The sequence below is a fragment of the Clostridium sp. FP2 genome, from assembly GCF_011065955.2.
Classification (GTDB): Bacteria; Bacillota; Clostridia; order Clostridiales; family Clostridiaceae; genus Clostridium_AD; species Clostridium_AD tagluense.
The window spans coordinates 730,183-752,336 of record NZ_JAAMNI020000001.1 but is presented as its reverse complement, the minus strand read 5'-3'; the positions used below and the strand labels follow the sequence as shown (position 1 = coordinate 752,336).

Below are 22,154 nucleotides of genomic sequence, written 5' to 3'. Positions count from 1 at the left end.
TGAGTTAACACGATGTTACAATGTTGTAAACTTTTAGAGGAATTACTATATGCACTTCAGTGCCTTTTCCCTTTTCACTAATTATTTTTATACTTCCATTATGTTTATCTATAATTTTTTTTACTATAGATAGTCCGAGTCCAGAACTTCCTGCTTCTCTTGAGATTTGTTTATCCACCCTATAAAAAGGTTCAAATATCATTTCTAATTTATTAGAAGGTATTCCTTGTCCTTTATCTTTAATAATTATATTACAGTTACCATTTTCCTTGGATAACTTCACATTTATAGTAGAGTTAACATTTCCATATTTAATAGAATTATCTATTATATTTATAATTACCCTTCTAATCTCGTTTGGATTACCTAATACAATAACCTCTTTATCTATAACTTTTTCTATATGTATCTCATATTTATTTGCTCTTATTTTCATATCATTACACGCTACACCCAAAATTTGTGATACATTAACTTCTTCTTCAATATAGGCGATTAAATTTGACTCAACCTTTGATATTTCTAATAGTTCAATTACCATGTTATGCATTCTTTCACTTTCATCATTTATCTTTTTCATACTTTTTCTAGCGAATTCTTTGTCCTTAAAGTCTTGCTTAACAAGTATTTGACAATATCCAGATATTATAGTCAAAGGAGTTTTCATTTCATGAGTTATATTATCAAAGAAAACTTTCCTGTGGCCTGCAATCTTTCTCAAATCATCTCTATCATTTTCTATAGTTTCTATTTGATTTTTTATCCTATTTTTCATTTTATTAAAATTTAAGGATAGTTCCTCTATCTCATCTTTAGAAGTAATATTTATATCCTCCTCAAAATTGCCTTTTGCAACCTCTTTTATAACCTTACTCAATTTCAATATTGGTATAGTTATTTTTGTAGCTACCAATACTACAAATAAGAAAATTACTCCGAAAACTAATAATACAAAGGTGTTAGTTAGCTTTAACAAATTTTTACTAGAACTAAATATTTCTGAATAATCCATAACAGATCTAACAATTCCTATACTTTTTTTGTTGTTTATAATAGGACATGAAAAAACAACTAAATATTTATCTTTAACGGGTACTATTGTAAATGCAGACTTGTTATTAATAGATATTTTTAAATCTTCATCACTATAATTATTTTTATTATCACTATCCTCATAATTTAGCACTTTTCCATTTGCATTTGCAGAATCAACTAAAAATTTTCCTTCGTATGAATAAATCATTATTCTATTTCCAACCTTTATAGACAAATCTGAAGCTATACCATTGCTAGAATTATTAAAATTATTAGAATACATATCCTTATTTTTCAATTCAAAATACTGTCTTAAATATGTGTTCAAATCCTTTTCAAAGGTTACTAATTCCTTACTTATTATCTCTTTATTATTTTCTACAATAAGCTTATTCATGAAAAAGCTCATTGTGTTATACCCTATATAAAATATAAGTAAAAAACCAATGATAAATTTACGCTTTATAGACATTTTCATGAAAAATACATCCCCTTCCTACAGAATTTTATAACCTACTCCAAATACAGTTTTTATAACAGAGTTATTTTTATCACTAGATAATTTTTTTCTTAACCTTTGAATATGAACATCTACAGTTCTACTTTCGCCTTCAAAATCAAAACCCCATATAGTTTCTAAAAGTTTATCGCGTGAAAATACTTTTCCCCTATTCTCTGCAAGTTTATATAGCAATTCATACTCTTTTGCTGTAAGATTCACTAATTTATCTCCCTTAAATACTTCATAATTATCTTTAAATATTGTTATATTTTTTTCTAATTTTATAATATTTTCTTTATCCTTAATATTTTTAAATTGTTCTATCCTTCTTATACTAACTTTTGCCCTTGCAACTACTTCTCTTATGTCAAAAGGCTTGGTAATATAATCGTCTGCTCCAAGTTCTAAGCCTACTAGTTTATCCATAATATCATTTTTTGCCGTAAGCATTATTATAGGGATTTTATATTCTACCGATACTTTCTTACATATTTCAAAACCACTTATATCAGGTAACATTAAATCCAGTATAATTAGTTCTATATATTGATTTTTTAAGATTTTTAATCCTTCTATACCTGTTGCAGCTTCAAAAACTTTAAACCCTTCTTCTTTAAATGAATATGTCAAAATTTCTCTTATACATTCATCATCCTCAATTATAAGGATATTATTATTCATAGCCAACCCCCTTACTTCAATAAGTATACAATACAGTTGTTACAAATTTATAACATATATCTCATATATTCTAAAAAATATCATTAACAAGCCAAGTTATTTTGGAACAACCAACCTTATTTCCATGGACTTCACCTATGGAATATATCCAACTTTAGCGTAGGCGTTTTTGAGAGTAGAAGTTCTACATCTAAAACCCCGTAACGATGGTATCTAATAATCAATATGTCATTATTGACATATAAATAAAATCAGTGTAGAATATTAAATATAATCATATGTCACTAATGACATATAACGGTGTGAAGAAGAAGTAATATTGTATAAGGGGATGATATTTATGAACAAATTATCTTATGGCCTTCTAAGCCTATTATCAACTGAACCAATGACAGGTTATGACTTAACGTCGAAGATTAATAGATTCTGGCGCTCTACTCACAGTGCCATCTATCCTTTGCTTTCAGAATTAGAAGAAAACAAGTACATTGAATTTATATTGAAAAAGCAAGATGGTAAGCCTGATAAAAAGATATATAACTTAACAGTTCAGGGTAAGGAGTTTTTACATAAATGGTTCACCTCTGAAACAAGTGATGCCGTTGTTAGGGATGAAATGACGTTAAAATTATATTGCATTCAATACATGGATACTGAAGCAGTAGAAAAGCTTCTTAATGAACTTGAGACAAGATATAAGAAAAAAATCGAAGAATATAAAAGCTCTATAGAAAAAATCAAACTCAAATTCTGTGAGAATCCCAAAGCTGTACCCCCATTTGGTGCTTATATATTGACTCAAAGGGTTTTGAATGAGGCTATATTAGATCTTAAATGGTGTGACTGGGTTAGAAATGTATATAATAACAATTATTTAAATTTTTCAGAACAAAATTTTGAAGATGAGGGAAGATGAATTAATGAAAGAAAGAGTTTTAGAAGAAAAGTGTGTTAATAAAGATATTCATGGAAAAGAGTATAACAGAATGCTGCTTATAATTGCAATGATGATTGGATCATTTGTTTCAATCTTAAACCAGACAGTACTGTCTACTGCATTACCGCAGATAATGGAATTTTTTAATATAACCGCAAGTACAGGGCAGTGGTTAACAACGGCATTTATGCTTGTTAATGCAATAATGATTCCTCTAACAGTGTTGTTACTTGAGAAAATCTCAACTAAAAAATTATTTATGTTTTCTATGTTTATGTTTGGAATTGGAACTATTATATGTGCCCTCTCTTCAAGTTTTGAAGTACTTCTTATAGGAAGAATAATTCAAGCCGTTGGAGCAGGAATAACAGCGCCTTTAATAAGTACTGTACTTCTCTTAATTTTCCCACCTGAAAAGAGGGGTTCAGCAATGGGTCTTTATGGGTTGGTTGTATGCTTTGCCCCAGCTATTGGACCTACTTTAGCAGGATTGATTATCGATAAATGGAACTGGCATTACTTATTCTATATGTTAATTCCTATTATAGTATTAGACATAATTTTTACAGCTTTCTTTATGAAGGATGTTATACCATTAAAAAATCCTAAAATAGACTTTCTATCCATTATTCTATCAACAGTAGGATTTGGAGCAATGTTGTTTGGATTTAGTAGTGCTGGAAATAAAGGCTGGACTGATATTAGCGTTATTGGAACTATAATTATAGGAATAGTTGTAATTGCTTTATTTGTATGGCGCCAGCTTGCAATGGAAACCCCAATGCTTGAAATGCGTGTTTTTAAATCAAAAACCTTCACAATGACAACTATAATAGGTAGTATTTTAAGTATAGTTTCCATCGGAGCAGGTATTATGGTGCCGATTTTCCTTCAATCTATTCTTGGAAAATCAGCTTTTACTAGTGGCTTAGTACTTTTGCCAGGTGCATTAATAATGGCAGTTATGATGCTTATATCTGGACGTCTATTTGATAAGCATGGTGTAAAAAAATTAGCTATACCTGGTATTATTCTATTGGTTATTGCAACTTTGCCTTTTGTGAATTTGAATAGGAATACATCCATTATGTCAATTACTGCGTTATATGCAATTCGATATGTTGGAATCGCACTTGCTATAATGCCATTACAAACAGCCGCAATGAATGCGCTGCCTAATAAACTGTTGGCACATGGATCTGCCGTTGTTAATACGGCAAAACAAGTATCCGGAGCTCTTGGGACTGCAATATTGATAACTGTAATGTCTAATGTATCTGCTTCTAATGCTCCAAATAAAGCTCTGACTAAAACAAACATGGAACTTTATAAGTCAGGAATGTTGGATGCTGCATTAAAAGGTATGAATACAACCTTTATGGTGGTTACAGGAATAGCTGTACTCTGTTTAGTTATATCATTCTTCTTAAGTGATAAAAAGCGAAACAGTGATATTATAAAAAATAATACCGAAGAACAAGTTGCATAAGTGCAAAATGCCTGGATGAAAAATGGGGGCGGTTATCAATTATTTGCTAAAAAGCAACCATTGATAGCCGTCCCCATTTAATAATTATTTAATAAAATTTTACAAACTTAGTGAAAATTTTACTATACCTATATAAAAACAATGCTATATTGAAAAATATGATGGCTTAGTTGAGTTTAAAAAAGACACCACTATATAAATTATTTTATAGAATATTCTTCAAAAGCACTAAGCACTCTATCTAAAATACCATTTATATGGGCTATAGCTATACCAAAATTGGTAATAGGTAATCCCTCTAAATTAGCCTTTTTAATCCTAGACATTAACTGTTGTCTATTAAACATACAAGCTCCACAATGAAGTATTAGCTTATATTCGCTTAAATCTTCCGGAAAAGAACTTCCCGCGCAGACTGTGATATCTAACTTACCACCTACTTTTTCCTGAAGCCATATAGGAAGTTTTTCGCGGCCTATATCTCCTTCTAAGGGATGGTGAGTGCAGGCTTCCGCTATAAGAACCTTATCTCCTGGTTTTAAAGTATCTATGGCCCTTGCACCTTTAACTAAACTGTTTAAATCTCCTTTATACCTAGCCATAAGTATAGAGAAGGAAGTAAGTGGTACATCCTTTGGTATTATAGAATTAACTTTCTTAAATACCTGTGAATCCGTAATTACTAAATCTGTTTTATCCTTTAGCGAGGCTAAAACATCCTCAAGTTCACTATCCTTTACAACTAGTGCCATTGCATCATTATCAAGAAGATCCCTTATTATTTGAACCTGCGGAAGTATTAATCGCCCTTTTGGTGCTTGAATATCTTGTGGAGCTACAACTATTACTCTTGCCTTTGGTTTTACTATGTCCCCAACAATTGTGCTCTTTTCGAAATCCTCTGGAGCCAACTTCATAATAGCTTTTTTTAGCTCATCAATATTCACTTTATCCTTAGCACTAACCTTAACAAAATCTATATTTATAACCTTTTGAATCCTATCTAATTCCACATCGCCTTTATCAACTTTATTAATAACTCCAACTACAGGAATTTTTCTTCCTTTTAAATCTTCATACCATTCGCTCTCAAAAGTTAAATCTCCCACATCTCCATCTATAACCAAAAGAGCCAAATCCGTTTTATCCATAACTTCTTTAGTCTTCTTTATCCGAAGCTCTCCAATTGCGCCTGTGTCATCAAGTCCTGCAGTATCTATAATCACAACAGGCCCTATTGGAAGTAACTCCATAGCCTTATATACAGGGTCTGTAGTAGTCCCTGCTAAATCCGATACTAAAGCAATATCTTGCGCCGTAAGTGCATTAATTAAACTTGACTTACCCACATTTCTTTTTCCAAATATAGCTATATGAAGCCTATTAGCATTCGGTGTTTGCTGCATCCTCCATACCTCCTTTGTTCTATATACATCCTCTAAAAAAATAGTCATAAAAGTGAAATTCCACAGCCATTTATTTTTAAACCCTACAAGTACCTATAAAACTATATTTTTATATTTTTATTACTTTTCTCTAACATGATTGAATCGTGATAGAAACTATAATATCAAGTATGAGGTTTATCCGTAGCGATTTGCATAAGAAACGATAAACTATTGAAATTTGATTTAGAAATTCTTCTTTTGGAAATGTAAAATTCTCGTAAGCCTGCCAGGACGGCAGGCTAGGGACCCTGAGGCAGGACGCCGAATGGTCCCGTTAGAGAATTTTATATTTCCAAAAGACTAGAATTTCTTAATCAAATTTCCAGTTTGAGTTCTTATGCAAATCACGTAGGATAAACTTCATACTTTTTCAACCTTACATCTACTAAAATCTTAAATCTCTCTCCCCTTTTTCTATTCTATCTAGTTTCTCCTTCGTTGCCTCTCTTGATTTTTCATTTGGTATCTCTTCAAGTCCTTTTCTTATAGTTTCTTCTACTATTTTGTTAATATTTTCATCACCATAATCCAACATAAATTCCTTTAATGTTAGAAGAGCGTTGGGCTGACATACATTATGGATCTGTCCACTTTTTGCAAGTCTCATGAATCTGTCACCAGTTCTTCCTTCTCTATAGCAAGCAGTGCAATAACTTGGAATATATCCACTTTCACATAAGCTTTTTATGATTTCTTTAGGCGATCTATGATCTCCAATCTCAAATTGTGGTTTTTCTTCACTTTTATGACCACTATATTCATCAGCATATCCGCCAACTCCAGTACAAGAACCTGCACTAACTTGAGATACACCTAATGCTAAAACTTCTTCTCTAAATTTTATATCTTCTCTTGTAGATAAAAGCATTCCTGCATAAGGAACGGCGAGTCTTAACACCGCAACTAATTTTTTAAACTGCTCATCTGTTACTAAATATGGATAATCTTTAAGACTTACATTTTCTGCGGGTCTTAATCTTGGTACTGACACAGTGTGAGGTCCAACACCTGTAGACTCTTCTAAATGCTCTGCATGCATTAGCATTGCTATTGTATCGTATTTATATTCATATAAACCATATAACACTCCAATACCTACATCATCTATCCCTGCCTGCTTTGCTCTGTCCATTGCTGTTGTATGATAATTATAATTATGCTTTGGTCCCTTTGGATGGAATCTTTCATAGGTTTCTTTATGGTAGGTTTCTTGGAACAATATATAAGTTCCTATCTCTGCATCTTTAAGCATTTGATATTCTTCAACGGTTGTAGCCGCAATATTTACATTTATTCTTCTTATACTTCCATTTTCAAATTTTATTGAATATATGTTTTTTATGCATTCAAGTACGTATTCAATTGGTGTATTAACTGGATCTTCTCCCACTTCAAGGGCCAATCTTTTATGCCCTAAACTTTCTAAAATTTTCACTTCTTCTTTTAGCTCTTCCATATTAAGTTTTTTTCTTGAAATACTATCATTTGAATGCTTATACCCACAATACTGACAGTTATTTATGCAAAAACTGCTTACATATAATGGTGCGAAAATTACTATCCTTTTTCCATATATTTTTTCTTTAATTTCTTTAGCGCTTTTAAACATTTCTTGTAATAATTCAGTATCTTCTATATTCAAAAGCACAGAAGCCTCCCTATGAGTAAGCCCAACACAGGTTTTAGCTTTATTTAAAAGTTCCACTACAAAAGCTTTATCCTTAGCCATTTTCTTTCCATATTCTATAGACTCATTTATTTCAGAATCAATGATAAAATCCTCAGCTTTATATTCTTTCATTTTTAAATTCCTCCAATATTTTTTATTTTTTTCTATTGCTTAGTTATTGCAGCTTTAACATTTACCCCTGGAATCTTTCCAATCTTACCTGTCATTGCACTTATTTCGTCCATGGTTCCATCTACAATTATAGAAATTACAAATATTCCTCTGTCCTTGTAAGGCACTCCAATTCTTCCTACAATTAAATCGCCGAAATCATGCAGTATGTCGTTAACAAAAGTAGCATTAGTAAATTCTTCTATTATAATTCCTACAACGCCAATCCTTTTTTCCATATTATCCCTCTATTCTTTATGCCATGCTTTTTTAGCACAAGGTATCCAAAATTTCCGCCAAATAATAAAACCTTCTACAAAATGTAAAAGGTCAAAGTATACCTATTAATGTTTAATACTTTTACCCTCCTTTTGCTTAGATAAACTCTTAACAATTAGGTTCGAATTTATAATAATTAATCATCACCTAAAGTTCCGATTAATTATTTTGTTTTCCATACAGTCAGAAAATTCTTTCTATACGGAACAAGGTAATTATACAAAATTTTAGTATTCATTGTCAATCATTTATCAATGATTGATAAATTAAAAATATACTGCTTTAATATACATTTCTTTGGGTAAACTAATTATGAAAAAATTAAAGGTAGGCGATAATATGACTCTTAGAAAAAGATATATTCTTCTTTTTTTTATTACTCCTATTATTCTATTATTTTCAACTAACAGTGCTGGCAAAAATAATATAGTAAAAAATAGCCCAGCATTTATATCCTTAAATTTATTATGTAAAAGCTCTGCTGATATAACCCCTTCAAAAATTGCTTATTTAACTTTTGATGATGGCCCTACTTATATTGTTACACCTGCGCTATTAGATGTATTAAAAAAACAAAATGTAAAAGCTACTTTTTTTGTGGTAGGTAAGGAAATTGAAGGAAAGGAGTCAATTCTTAAGAGAATATATAACGAAGGTCACAGTATAGGTCTTCACACCTACAGTCATAATTTCAAAAAAATATATAGAAGCACAGAGGGTTTTATTGATGAAATGACAAAAACTTCTCATAAAATAAATGAGGTTACAGGCTTTGCTCCTAAGATTATTAGGTTTCCTGGTGGTAGTTCTAAGCGCTTAAATGCTCTTTCCTTAGATGATCTTCATAAAAACAATTTTAAAGTGTACGATTGGAATGTTAATATATATGATGGTGTAAACCCTAATTTAAACGTCGACCAGCTTATTTGCAACTCAAAAATAATTAAAGGCAATAAAGATGCAGCCATAATTCTAATGCATTGCAATTTCAATAATAAAAACACTGTAGCTGCTCTACCTAAAATCATAAAATATTATAAAGATTTAGGCTATGAATTTAAAGCTATTACTGAAGATACGCCTGAGTATTACTACAGACTTAAAAATTAAAAAAAGCCTCACCATAAAGTGAGGCAACTACAATAATTGCATTTTAAAATATATTTCATTAAAATTCCATTACAATATTATTTAAACTTATGTCTTATTATACTATTACATTTTTTTAAATTTAAATTTACTTACCATCAAATAAGATAATGCAATCATTAAAAAAATAGTAGGTCCTAAATTTAGAGGTCGATTAAAAACAAACAGTGCATACAGCGCCAAAAATGTGCCTGTAATGGTGATAGGAATTCCTGAAAAAACTCCATCAAAATCTGTAATATTATATTTTGCTAATCTATAAGCTCCTGCTACTGGAAAAACTAAAACCATTAAATATCCAATATAACCTAGCTCCACAAAATTATAAATATTAAATATTAATATGGAAGGTGCTACACCAAAAGATATTAAATCGCATAATGAATCTAACTCTTTGCCTAAATCATTATCTACTTTTAAAAACCTAGCTATTCTTCCATCGTATCTATCAAATATTCCTGCTAAAAGAATAAATAGTGCTGCTAATTTATAATTGCTCTCAAAGCTCATAAGTATAGACATAATTCCACAAGACATATTGCTTAATGTGAAAATGTTTGGAAGCGCATTTTTTATTTTAACCATCTATATCACTCCTATAATTATAATTATACCATAATAGTTCCAGTTATTCTTTAGTATTATGCCACATTATTATTAAATCCATCTTAAATTTTTTTTTACCCGTAATTTACCATAAAAAATCAAATTATTTTTTGATAATATATAAATATTTAACCTCTCTTTTAATTAATTTCAGAAAGATTAATTAATAATTACATGGTTTTCTTGCAAATAAAAAAGACCAGTATTTTTACTGGTCTTTCATTTAATTTATCTTTGAACAATAATGGCCGTTCCTTGACCTCCACCTATGCATAAGGTAGCAAGTCCAGTTTTAGAATCTCTTTTTATCATTTCATGTATTAATGTAACAAGTATTCTTGCTCCTGAAGCCCCTACTGGGTGACCTAATGCTATCGCCCCACCATTAACATTTACTATTTCTGTATTAAATCCTAAATCTTTAGCTACAGCTAATGATTGAGAAGCAAATGCTTCGTTAGCTTCTATTAAATCTAAATCCGCTACAGTCATTCCTGCTTTTTCTAATGCTTTTCTAGATGCAGGAACTGGTCCATATCCCATTATTTTTGGATCTACCCCACCTGATGCATAAGCTTTTATTGTAACTAAAGGTTTAACGCCTAGTTCTTCAGCCTTTGCCTTTGACATTACTATAAACATAGCTGCACCATCATTTATTCCTGATGCATTACCAGCTGTTACAGTACCGTCTTTTTTAAAAGCAGGTTTTAATTTTCTTAGTTTTTCTATAGTTGAACCAGCTTTTGGAAATTCATCTGTATCAAATATTATTGGGTCGCCTTTTCTTTGAGGGATTGAAACTGGAACAATCTCATCTTTAAATTTGCCTTCTTTTATAGCTTTTTCAGCTTTCAATTGACTTTTTAAAGAAAATTGATCTTGCTCTTCTCTTGTTATATTCCATTTCTCTGCGATATTTTCTGCAGTAACGCCCATATGATAGTTATTAAATGCATCCCAAAGAGAATCATTAATCATAGTATCAACTATTTTTCCATCTCCCATTCTTGCACCCCATCTATTGTTTGGAAGTGCATATGGAGCATTACTCATGCTTTCCGTTCCACCTGCTAGTACTATATCTGCGTCTCCACACATTATAAATTGTGCTGCCATGCTTACAGCTCTTAGTCCTGAACCACATATTTTATTTATTGTAAGAGCTGAAGATTCTTCAGACATCCCAGCGTATATAGCTATTTGTCTTGCAACATTTTGTCCAAGTCCTGCTTGTATTACATTACCGATAACAGCTTCCTGTATTAGTTCTGGTTTAACACCTGATCTTTTTATAGCCTCTTTAGCTGCAATAGTTCCTATTTCTACAGCTGACAATTTTGCTAATGCTCCACCAAAACTTCCTACTGCTGTTCTTACTGCTGACACAATTACTACATCTCTCATATATATAACCTCCATTTATTTATTCCAATAATAGCTTATTACAATATAATAGGAATTTATCATTTGCTTTAACTTTTTTCCTATGTATGTATACATAGCATTTTTCGTGCCAAGTTAAGAAAATCCTGTAAATCACACTATATCAACGTTTTCTCTTATTATAACACAACTTATGGCTTCAAGTGTAAACTTAGTTTACATTAATAGTTCCATTAATTTTCTCATTTTAATTTTGTTAATATTATAACTTTATTGTTAAAAAAATCACCGAAAGTATTTTCAATGCCTTGATATATGTATACATTTAGTTCTTTAGATAATTCTCTCCCAATATACTATAACTATTATTTATATGAAACAACACATGTAAACAAAGTTTACATGTGTACTATTGTAGATTGGCTATTTCCATTAAATTATACCTATTTAATTTTTTGTATAATCCAGCTCTGCTAAGCCCTAATCTTTTCGCTGTTTCTCTTTTATTTCCGCCTGTTTTTCCTATACACTCCATAATAAGATCCTTTTCGATAGTTTCAACGACATCTTTCAAATAATTATTTTCTAATGAATATTTTTTTATATTATTTTTAGTTATCTTTTCTGGCAAATGCCTTGGCATTATACAAAGCTCTGCATCAAGCAAGTTTATAGCTCTTTCTATTACGTTTTCAAGTTGCCTTATATTTCCAGGCCAACTATAAGTTTTTAAATAATCAATGGCCTCGCTAGAAATACCTTCGGAATAAACCCCATATTTTTTACTTATTTTTTTTCGAAGTTCATTTGATAATTCTTCAATATCTTCCGTCCTTTCCCTTAAGGATGGTAATTTCAAATGCATAACATCCAATCTGTAATACAGATCTTCTCTAAACTTTCCATCTTTTATTAACCCTTCTAGTGACTTATTAGTAGAGGCAATAATACGTACATCAACTTTTATAACATCGTTTCCGCCAACCCTGACTAACTCTTTTTCTTGAATAACCCTTAAAAGTTTAACTTGCATATTCATAGGCATATCACCAATTTCATCTAATAAAATGGTGCCTCCATTTGCGTGTTCAAACTTACCTTTCTTGCCTGATCTTTTAGCACCAGTAAAAGCGCCTTCTTCATATCCAAACATTTCTGACTCAAAAAGCTCTGCTGGGATAGCTCCACAATTGATTTTTACAAAAGGTTTTAAACACCTTCTACTGGCATTATGAATAGAATGAGCAAAAAGTTCTTTACCTGTTCCACTCTCACCAGTAATTAAAACGTTTGACTCTATTTTAGCTACTCTTTTGGCCATTTTCATTACCTCGCGGCTCTTAGCACCATGTCCTATAATATTCTTAAAAGTATATATTGCTTTTCCATCTCCGCATAACTCATTTTTATAGTATTCAACTTCTTTTTCCAAATTCCACAATTTATTACTCAATATTTTAAAATTGCTCAAATCCTTAAACATTACTTTTCCAATGGCCCCCACAACCTTACCATGTTCTTTTATAGGAACTCTCATAGAAATCATTTTATGCCCATTAGCCTCTTGAAGTTCTCCAAATTGTTTTTCCCCAGTTTTTGCTACTATATGTAATTTTGTGTTTTCAATAACCTGGGTCACATGCTTTCCCTCTGGACTTTTACAATTAATAAGTTCTTTATATGCATTACTCATCATAGTTATTATTCCATTTTTATTTACTACAACTACACACTCATTTACAGTATTAATAATTGTATTTAAAATGCTTTCGGAATCGTCACCATCATCTCGCAGGTTTACAAATAGATTACCTTCTTTTTCTTCACTAAATATTTGGAGTGCACCTATAACTTCACCCTTAACAGTTATTGCGCTACGGGTTACAATAAACTTTCCCTCTTTTATATTTCCTTGCGTTTCTCCCTTTTCAAATACCTTTAATAATTCACTATGTGGAAATATATCTAATATATTTTTTTCTATGCTATCTTGTGCATTAACCCTTAACATTTTTTCAGCAGCTTTATTAATGATTTTTATGATGCCTTTATTGTCTATAACAATAACACCTTCATTAATACTGCATATAACTTCATTATAGTAATCATTAATTATATCCATTTGTCACCTTCCTTAAAGCTTATGCTTTAATTATAAAGTTCATACTTTTTTTTATCAAGCTATAAGTTTAAAATCCTTTACAAAGACTTTATTTTCGACTTTTTTATTATTACTTATACTTTTAACTATTTGGTAAAATGTGCATGCTTATTATTTCCCAAAAACATCAATAAACATTGTAATAACTCCAGTATTACAGAAATCTATAAATAAACTTCCCACCAGTGGCACAATAAAAAACGCCCTTGGAGCATGACCATATTTTGCTGTCATAGCTCCCATGTTGGCCATTGCGTTTGGTGTAGCACCCATGCCAAACCCACAATTACCAGAAGCCATTACAGCTGCATCATAATCTCTCCCCATTAAGTTGAAGGTTACAAAATATGCAAAACATCCCATTAAAATCGTCTGAGCTAATAACATTACTATTAGAGGTAAAGCTAAATCTGCTAATTGCCATAGTTTTAGTCCCATAAGCGCCATAGATAAGAATAATGATAATGAAACTCCTCCTATGATATCGATTTCATCTTCATAAACTTTATATAAATTTGTAGAATCAGATATATTTCGAAGTATTGCGGCTGCAAACATAGCACCTATGTATGGTGGAAAAGTCCTACCTGTTTTTTCTAGTAAAAAAGATATAATTGTACCTATTCCCATGGCTAAAAAAATCTGAGACGTAGCACCCATAAAATTGTCAGGATTTAGCTGTTTTTCAGTCTTTTCTTTTATTACAGCTGCCTCTTTGTAATCATGTGAATTAATCATTTTCATAGGGTATGAAAGATTATTTTTTTCAATTAATCTTTTTCCTAAAGGTCCTCCAATGATACTGCCCATAATTAAACCAAAAGTTGCTGATGCCATTGCTACTGTGGTAGCCCCTACTGCTCCTGCTTTTTCAAATACTGGGCCAAAGGCACCTGATGTTCCATGTCCACCAACCATAGGAACAGAAGCTGTAGAAAGGCCTATAAGTGGATTTAAACCGAACATCTTAGCAAGTGCGACTCCTGTAAAGTCTTGAAGAACACAAAGTAATATGGATATTCCTAAAAAAATAAAAACTCCTTTTCCACCTTTTTTAAGTAATTTAAGACTTGCAGTATACCCAATAGTTGTAAAGAATGCGGTCATAAATACCTTTTGAAGTGTTATGTCCATATCAAAAATCAATATGTTACTTAATTTTAGTATTAAAGTAATTATTGCAAAAATTAATCCTCCAATTACAGGTGCTGGTATACAGTATTTATCTAAAACTTCCAATTTATTTTTGATTTTTTGTCCTATAAATAGAACAACAACTGCCAATGCTACCGCTTGAATCATATCTAATTTAAAAGCCATTTGTTATGCCTCCTTATAATTTTCCTACATTATAATATATTGTAAGGGGCTTATACAAATAACAACGGAATACTACAAGATACTACAGCTTAAAATTAAATTTTCAAACTATTCATACCATTTATTGTGAATTTAAGCTATATTACTAAAATCATTAAGAGCCTAATTTAGTAATAATACTTTCAATGAATTTTTTTGTATTTATTTTTCCGGGTTCCTCTAAATCATTGTTTATATGTCTCATTTCTTGCCTTACTTGTTTAAAGTCAAATAATAAAGTGCTATATTCCATAAAAACACTACTACTGTAGTCATCACAACCTAGCTCTGATATAGTCTCTAAAGCCTTTTGAATAGTTCTTCTAACCCTTTGTTCTAAAGCTCTTTTATTTGCATTTAGATTTCCCTCCACATGTTCTTCCTGTATGATTTCATAGTATATTTTTTGTAGCTTATAGGTGGAGTTTGGATTCCTTTTTTTAAAGTCCATTATTTTATGTATGATTTTTATTAACTCATTACTTCCTACGGCACCAGCGATACCTATATCAGCGAAAATATTAGTTATTCCATCATCTATAAATAATTCTCTTGTTACATTTTTATCACTGTTTAAGTTTAATACTGCGCTCTTTATAAGAGCTAGTGAATGTTCTAACTCAATATTATGACATATGCCTTTTATAACATTAATAACCTCTATACTGTTTATAGGTTTGCTTATAAAAAAAATTATTCCATTTTCATATGCTTTTGATACCACAGATTCATCTTCAACCTGTGATATCATAATAAACTTGCCCTTATATCCTTGTTTCTTGCTAGCTTTCATTATTTCAATTCCATCCACTATAGGTAACAAAAGATCAATAAGTACTATATCCGGATTATAGAATAGAATCTCTTGCACAGCATCCTTGCCACTGTCTATTTCACATATAACTTTTCCAAGGTTATTTTTTTTTATGAGAAGTCCTAGCATTTTTCTAATGCTAATATCATCATCAACAATCAAAAAAGTCATTTCCATAATTATCCTCCATTCAGTGAGTTTTTAGGTATTTTTAATATAAAAGTAGTACCTAGATTTGTTTCTGATTTTACTTCTATATATCCACCTAAATTATCAATAATATTCTTTACATGTGAAAGTCCTATGCCCGTAGAGGCTTCTCCTGTTATATCATCATACTTAGTAGTAAAACCTGCATTAAAAATATAAGGAAAAATATCTTCATCAATCCCTTTTCCCGTATCAGTTACCTCAAAATATATATTATCTTCATCCTCTTTTTCAGATATTTTAATGAAATCACTATTTTCACAGTCATCTATACTATTTACAATTAGATTATTAAGTATAACAAATAAATTACAATGATCCTTAACCGCAAAATCTTTTTCAAAATGGAATGATATTTCTATTTCTTTGTTGCTTTCTTTTATATATCTACTAGTGTTATCTTTAATTATAGTGAAAATGTTGGAAAGTGTCATGTCATCTTCATTTTCAAAATTATCTATAAGTGCTTCAAATCCCTTTAAAACTCTATAATAATCTTTTTTTATCTCATGCACCTCTCTAGCAATGTCCAAAGTTTTTTCTCTTAAATATTCATTATTCTTATAGGTTTCATATAAACTATAACTTTTTGACATTACCTTTTCAATATCCTTCATAGACTTCTTTAAATAAAACATTTCTGCCTGTATATTTGAATTTAACAAATTTAACTCAGTGTATCTCTTCTGATGTTCACTATTCAAAATAAATAATTTTTGTTTATTATAAGTAAGGGAAGCCAGATAAGTTATAGACCCTCTTATAAATCCCACAAAAATTATAATTCTTACAATATAGATATTAATACCATTTCTCATAACAACTTCACCTATATTACAAAACGAATCAGTTAATGCCAATATAAAAATTGCATTAACTATACTGTTTTTATATTTCCTAACTTTAGTAATCTTAAGAAGAACTCCATAGATTAAATAATATAAAAGTGATGGAAAATTTAAAACTAATGTATCTATAATATTATTGTGTAAAATTAATACACCAAAAATATTTCTTGTCATAAATACCCCTAGGCCACATAAAATCCCCATTGTTACTTCTGACATATCCTCCAACATAAGTACACATAAATTAAAAATAATTACCCCTGCGGAAAATTTGAGTCCGCTTTCAAATGGATAAAAATATATCTCCCCAAATAGGGATACAATTAATGATATTATAATATATTTGTTTATTTTTGACATCTAGCCCTCCAAAAAAATAAATATTATTTATCTTTCCTATATCTTTTGTGAAAATCCTCATTTTAATAATAAAGCACATTCAAATAAATAACAAGTCGTGGGCTAGTCTATTTGAGAATCATAAAAAAACTTATATTATAAAGTTCAATATGTCCCTAGATATATAATCTATTTCTCCTTGCAGCATATGACTTAGTCCAATATTTATATCTATATTAGCAATTTCTATTCCTATAAAATAACCCTTAATATCCATCTTATAAATATTTACTAGTTCCATTAAACCTAAAGAATGAATAGACCTACAGTAGCCGCTAGTATTTTTAATATCTTTTAATTTTTTAAAAGTTACCGTACCTGGAACATTCCCATAATATGTTGAATCTATAATATAGAATATATCTTGTTGGTTTAATTTTGAAAAGCAAAAGTCCACATCTGTTTCCCCTACAATAGTTTCTATATTTTTATCCTCTAACTCATTTTTAATTTTTTCTAAAATCATTACCGATACTGCATCATCCATCATTAACCTATTCCCTATAGCAATGACTTTTTTGCCCATATTAACTCAACTCCTCCTATTTATACCTCATATATATATACTGAAAAAATCTTTCCATTATGTAGTATTTACTTTATAATTAGTAAATAAAAAAAAGACTGTATTGGAATTTTCCGATACAGTCTTTTTGTTGATTTTTATGGCATTTTATGAAGACATAAACCCTTAACCGCTTCTTGAATTTCTGTTAAATTTTTACCAATACTACTTTCCACTGCCACCACAATAGCTCCCTCAACTAAAGCCGCATCAATAATCACAACATTTTTCTGCATTTCATCTGAAAGAGTTTCAATAGCCATCTGTGCATTCATATATGCACTACCAAGATCAAATAATATTGCTACACCGTCTTCTGAGTATACTTTGTTTATTGCCAAAATAATTTTTTCTATATCTGTTCCTAGCCCATTATCACTAGTACCACCAGCTACTACAATAGGCGCATTATCCGCCATCTGAAGTGCTAACTCTTTTACGCCTTCTGCCACTTTACTACTATGAGAAATTATTACGATTCCTACCATATATCACACCAATCCTTCTTTTATGTCTTTTACTCCTTCATAAACAGTATTTAATATCAAATAACTTGAAGTTGCGCCTGCATCTTGATGACCAATACTTCTTTCTCCAAGATAACTAGCTCTTCCCTTAGTAGCAATTATAGTTTTTGTATATTCTACTCCCTTTATTGCTGCATCTTTTGAAGCTTTTAAAATATCTATTGGCACTAATCCCGCCTTTAAAGCTTCTTTCATAGCATCAATAGCTGGTGCTATTGCATCTATCATTGTCTTTTCTCCGCTAACCGCTTTTCCTCGCATCAAAACTCCGCCTAAGGCTGCCTCTAATATTTTAATAAAATCTTCAATATCTATATTTGCTTTTCCTTTAACTTCTAGCGCAGCTTTCATAAATGCTGTGCCATATAGTGGTCCTGATGCACCTCCTACGTTTGAAACTAATGCCATTCCGGTGTTCTTAAGAATTTCTCCAATGTCACATCCATTATCGCCTCTTAATTTTTCTTTAACAGCATTAAACCCCTTATTCATGTTAATTCCATGATCTCCATCACCTATAGCTGCATCTAGCTCACATAAATAATTCTTATTTTCTTCAATTACATTTGCGATTTTATTTAATATTAAAATTACTTGTAATCCTGAAATACTCATTTTTATTACCTCCCCTATATACTAAAGTGTTTTGATTTCAAGTCATCAGAGGCATTATTAGGCTATAACACTTTTAACGCTGGTGTATCTGCCGGTGCATCTAATAGAACCTTTAATTCATCATCAAGTTTTAATAATGTAACAGAAAATCCTGCCATTTCAAGAGAGGTCATAAATTCTCCAACAAATGTTTTATAAACTTTTACACCCTTTTCTTCTAAGATCTTATGAACTTTTCTATTAACAATATAAAGCTCCATTAATGGTGTAGCTGCAAGTCCATTAACCATAACTGCAACTTGCGCCCCTGGCTCCAGTGGCATATCAGCTAATATTTTCAAAAGCATGTGTTCTACTATTTCATCAACTGGACTTAGAGTTTCTCTATGAGTACCTGGTTCCCCATGTATACCCATGCCAATTTCAACTTCATCTTGGGCTAAACTAAAATTAGGTTTGCCTGCTGCAGGAACTATGCAGGGCGTTATTGCCATTCCCATACTTCGCACATTTGCTATTACCTTTTCAGCTACTGCCTTAACCTCCTCAAGACTTGCTCCCGTTTCTGCTTTTGCCCCAGCTATTTTATGAACAAATACAGTTCCAGCTATGCCACGTCTTCCAGCTGTAAAAAGACTATTTTCAACTGCTACATCATCATTAACAACAACGCTTGCAATTTTTATTCCATCCATCTCAGCCATTTCACTGGCCATTTCAAAATTCATTATATCTCCTGTATAGTTTTTAACTACTAGAAGAACTCCAAGTCCACCGTGGACTGCTTTTACAGCTTCATATATTTGATTTGGAGTTGGAGATGTAAATACTGCACCACACACTGCTGCATCTAACATTCCCATTCCTACATATCCGCCATGTGCTGGTTCATGTCCACTTCCTCCCCCACTAACTAATGCAACTTTTCCTGATATAGGCGAATTTTTTCTAACAAGTACATCTACATTTTCAAGTTTTCTAACATAATCTGGATATGCCATTACTATACCTTCCAGCATCTCATCAACAACAAATTCCGGGTTATTAATTAGTTTTTTCATCTATAATCGCCTCCATTTAATAAATAAAACTTAGTATACCTTTTATGTTCTACATAATAATGAGCATTCCTCCAATGCATTCAATATTTTTTATTTGTATAAATTATCAATAGATTCTTTGAATTCTTTTTTAATAATTAAAAAATCCTCTAAATCATTTAAAAATTGAAATAGCAACGCCCTATTTTCAAATTCATTCCTATTTTTCGGTAGTTCCATCATTTTATAATCACTCCTAAGTAAGTCGAGTTTACTTATAAGCTCAATACAATCATTATCTTCATGAATATTAATTGCGACATTTTCAGTAAACTCTGATAATATTCTAGTTTGTTCATAGGTCATATAGAACCTTGAAAAATGTCTTTTCATTCTTTTTATTGCATCTAATTGTGTCATTCTCATATCTATATAGCTTACATAATAATTATTGCTCTTAAATAAATTATTATTATTTATTATTTGTGTCATAAATTTAGTACTTACAATTAGTTGCTCTATACTCAAGATCACCTCTTGTTCATAAATTGGTACAGCTTGAGTAACTAAACTCCTTGCCATATCTGATAATATTAATCTATATTGCTCTTCTATCTTCTCTTTATTCTTTTCAAAACTCTCCTCCAGAGGTGCTGTAAATAGATTAAATACCATGGCAACTCCAATGCCTATAATAGTTAACCCTATTTCATTTATAATCCAAGAAATACTAATATTTGTACTTATTAAAAGATGCGTTGATAATACTGCTCCAATAACCATCCCCTCATTTATTTTTAAGATATTTGTTATTGGTATAAATACAAGTAAAAATAATCCAAACACTATAGGATTATTTCCAAGTAGCATATATAGCATAAACGATAAAGCAATAGCCACCGCAGATGAGATTATTCTCCTACCCCCAACTAATAATGCTTCTTTCTTTGTATCTTGAATACTTAATATTGCAATTATACCTGAAGTTACACCAAATTCTAATCCCAAATAATTTGATATGATAATTGCTATTGTGGCAGACAAGGTTATCTTAACTGTTTTCGATTGTATATATTTTATCATTTCTCAACTGTTCTCCTACTACCATTAATATGGTATATTTTTTATTTAGACTTAAATTATTCATTACTACATAACGTCTTTCCTTATACTTTGAGGAAATTCTTTTATAGCTCTAATCTAATTTTTTATTGCTTTGTAACATAGTAATATATGCTTAAATTACTGTCAACCTGCACATCTGACTTTCACAGTTTATTCTACAAATAGTTATGCATTTACACACAATTAAATATTATATTTTTAAATTAAAAAGCGAAATTTGTGGAATATTAAACAATCTAAATGGTACTTTTGTATTTCCGAGTCCACTATTAACATATATTTTTGTGCCTCTAGGGTTGTCTAGTTTATAAAATCCCTTTGTATATTTTTCTGATAGTACATTTTTCTTTAATGGACCGTAAAGTGGAATGTATATTTGTCCACCATGACTATGTCCACTAAGCACTAAATCAACTGGATAATTACTATATCCCTCTATTAAATCTGGCTCATGTAGCAATAATAAATTTATAGACTTATTGCTAATTCCATTCATTGTTTTATCTACATTATGATTTCCCATTAACCCATCATCTGCTCCAAAAATTCTTACATGCTTATCCTTAAACAAAATGCTTGTCCCTTCATTTTTCAAAACCTTAAATCCACCTTTATTCATTATATCATCATAGTATCTAACAGCACCTCCACCATAGTCATGATTGCCGTATATAGCATATTTACCTATCCTACATTTTATTCCTTTAAGTGTGCCTGCTACATTGTAAATTTCGTCATAGGTTGAAGCATTATCAATTAAATCACCTGTAAATACTACTATATCAGCATTTAAAGCATTAATTTTTTGGACCACCTTCTCTAGCTGATCTAAATTGTAAAATTGTCCAAGATGTATATCTGTAATTTGCACTACCTTTAACTCTTCCTTTCCATTTTTATTGATTGTAACATTATGCCTTTTTACAATTAATAAATTTCTTTCTATAAATGTTGTATATATCCCTAGTAAACTTATACATAATATTGTCCAAATAATAATTTTTTTTCTCATTCTCATTTTTTATCATATCCTTTAACTTTAGTTTTAAATTATTCTAATATCCAAATAAATGTCCCATGTTACATGCCTTTACCTTTTAAATGAAAAAGCTCTAGCTTATATATAATTTATAAGCTAG

At 30.6% G+C, this 22,154-nt stretch carries 20 protein-coding genes; 3 read left to right on the top strand and 17 right to left on the bottom strand.

Features of this window, described 5'->3' with window-relative positions:
* Positions 1-4: 4 nt before the first annotated feature.
* Entirely contained in the window at positions 5-1,432 is a 1,428-nt protein-coding gene (locus G9F71_RS03615) for a sensor histidine kinase (RefSeq protein WP_207712060.1), read from the bottom strand.
* Between the two features lie 99 nt (positions 1,433-1,531).
* On the bottom strand, positions 1,532-2,218 hold the full coding sequence (locus G9F71_RS03610) for a response regulator transcription factor (RefSeq protein ID WP_164949571.1): 687 nt from the start codon (positions 2,216-2,218) through the stop codon (positions 1,532-1,534).
* A 340-nt stretch (positions 2,219-2,558) separates the two neighbouring features.
* Between G9F71_RS03610 and G9F71_RS03605 the strand changes: the two genes are divergently transcribed.
* On the top strand, positions 2,559-3,134 hold the full coding sequence (locus G9F71_RS03605; protein WP_164949570.1) for a PadR family transcriptional regulator: 576 nt from the start codon (positions 2,559-2,561) through the stop codon (positions 3,132-3,134).
* Between the two features lie 4 nt (positions 3,135-3,138).
* Positions 3,139-4,644, top strand: a complete 1,506-nt coding sequence (locus G9F71_RS03600) for a DHA2 family efflux MFS transporter permease subunit (protein ID WP_164949569.1) — start codon at positions 3,139-3,141, stop codon at positions 4,642-4,644.
* 200 nt (positions 4,645-4,844) lie between these two features.
* Here the strand turns inward: G9F71_RS03600 and hydF are convergent, their stop codons facing one another.
* From hydF to G9F71_RS03585, 3 genes are all read right to left on the bottom strand, one after another.
* Positions 4,845-6,050, bottom strand: coding sequence for a [FeFe] hydrogenase H-cluster maturation GTPase HydF (hydF, locus tag G9F71_RS03595; RefSeq protein ID WP_164949568.1), 1,206 nt, complete (start codon positions 6,048-6,050; stop codon positions 4,845-4,847).
* Positions 6,051-6,477: 427 nt separating this feature from the next.
* Positions 6,478-7,893 carry a [FeFe] hydrogenase H-cluster radical SAM maturase HydG gene (gene hydG, locus G9F71_RS03590; protein ID WP_164949567.1) on the bottom strand — a complete coding sequence of 472 codons (1,416 nt, stop codon included), beginning with the start codon at positions 7,891-7,893 and terminating at the stop codon, positions 6,478-6,480.
* A 32-nt stretch (positions 7,894-7,925) separates the two neighbouring features.
* The gene (locus G9F71_RS03585) at positions 7,926-8,171 is read right to left on the bottom strand and encodes a TM1266 family iron-only hydrogenase system putative regulator (protein ID WP_125000247.1); all 246 of its coding nucleotides are present in this window, start codon (positions 8,169-8,171) and stop codon (positions 7,926-7,928) included.
* A 352-nt stretch (positions 8,172-8,523) separates the two neighbouring features.
* Between G9F71_RS03585 and G9F71_RS03580 the strand changes: the two genes are divergently transcribed.
* Positions 8,524-9,321 (top strand): polysaccharide deacetylase family protein, encoded by a 798-nt coding sequence (locus G9F71_RS03580; RefSeq protein ID WP_224626167.1) that lies wholly within the window; start codon positions 8,524-8,526, stop codon positions 9,319-9,321.
* Between the two features lie 105 nt (positions 9,322-9,426).
* Here the strand turns inward: G9F71_RS03580 and pssA are convergent, their stop codons facing one another.
* The 12 genes from pssA to G9F71_RS03520 form a co-directional block, all read right to left on the bottom strand.
* Positions 9,427-9,945: a CDP-diacylglycerol--serine O-phosphatidyltransferase gene (pssA, locus tag G9F71_RS03575; protein ID WP_164949566.1), complete on the bottom strand. Its 519-nt coding sequence runs from the start codon at positions 9,943-9,945 to the stop codon at positions 9,427-9,429.
* A 249-nt stretch (positions 9,946-10,194) separates the two neighbouring features.
* Positions 10,195-11,373, bottom strand: coding sequence for an acetyl-CoA C-acetyltransferase (locus G9F71_RS03570; protein ID WP_164949565.1), 1,179 nt, complete (start codon positions 11,371-11,373; stop codon positions 10,195-10,197).
* Between the two features lie 388 nt (positions 11,374-11,761).
* A complete protein-coding gene (locus G9F71_RS03565; RefSeq protein WP_164949564.1) occupies positions 11,762-13,474 on the bottom strand; it encodes a sigma-54 interaction domain-containing protein in 1,713 nt (570 codons plus the stop codon).
* A 150-nt stretch (positions 13,475-13,624) separates the two neighbouring features.
* Positions 13,625-14,833 (bottom strand): sodium/glutamate symporter, encoded by a 1,209-nt coding sequence (gltS, locus tag G9F71_RS03560; RefSeq protein WP_164949563.1) that lies wholly within the window; start codon positions 14,831-14,833, stop codon positions 13,625-13,627.
* A gap of 154 nt (positions 14,834-14,987) precedes the next feature.
* On the bottom strand, positions 14,988-15,863 hold the full coding sequence (locus G9F71_RS03555) for a DNA-binding domain-containing protein (RefSeq protein ID WP_164949562.1): 876 nt from the start codon (positions 15,861-15,863) through the stop codon (positions 14,988-14,990).
* Between the two features lie 2 nt (positions 15,864-15,865).
* Positions 15,866-17,104, bottom strand: a complete 1,239-nt coding sequence (locus G9F71_RS03550) for an ATP-binding protein (RefSeq protein WP_164949561.1) — start codon at positions 17,102-17,104, stop codon at positions 15,866-15,868.
* Between the two features lie 130 nt (positions 17,105-17,234).
* Complete coding sequence (locus G9F71_RS03545) at positions 17,235-17,669, bottom strand: hydrogenase maturation protease (protein ID WP_164949560.1); 435 nt, start codon at positions 17,667-17,669, stop codon at positions 17,235-17,237.
* Between the two features lie 137 nt (positions 17,670-17,806).
* The gene (dhaM, locus tag G9F71_RS03540) at positions 17,807-18,196 is read right to left on the bottom strand and encodes a dihydroxyacetone kinase phosphoryl donor subunit DhaM (protein WP_164949559.1); all 390 of its coding nucleotides are present in this window, start codon (positions 18,194-18,196) and stop codon (positions 17,807-17,809) included.
* 3 nt (positions 18,197-18,199) lie between these two features.
* Positions 18,200-18,850 carry a dihydroxyacetone kinase subunit DhaL gene (dhaL, locus tag G9F71_RS03535; protein WP_164949558.1) on the bottom strand — a complete coding sequence of 217 codons (651 nt, stop codon included), beginning with the start codon at positions 18,848-18,850 and terminating at the stop codon, positions 18,200-18,202.
* Between the two features lie 62 nt (positions 18,851-18,912).
* Entirely contained in the window at positions 18,913-19,911 is a 999-nt protein-coding gene (gene dhaK / locus G9F71_RS03530) for a dihydroxyacetone kinase subunit DhaK (protein WP_164949557.1), read from the bottom strand.
* A 90-nt stretch (positions 19,912-20,001) separates the two neighbouring features.
* Complete coding sequence (locus G9F71_RS03525) at positions 20,002-20,973, bottom strand: aromatic acid exporter family protein (protein WP_164949556.1); 972 nt, start codon at positions 20,971-20,973, stop codon at positions 20,002-20,004.
* A 232-nt stretch (positions 20,974-21,205) separates the two neighbouring features.
* Positions 21,206-22,033 (bottom strand): metallophosphoesterase, encoded by an 828-nt coding sequence (locus G9F71_RS03520; protein WP_164949555.1) that lies wholly within the window; start codon positions 22,031-22,033, stop codon positions 21,206-21,208.
* Positions 22,034-22,154: the final 121 nt, after the last annotated feature.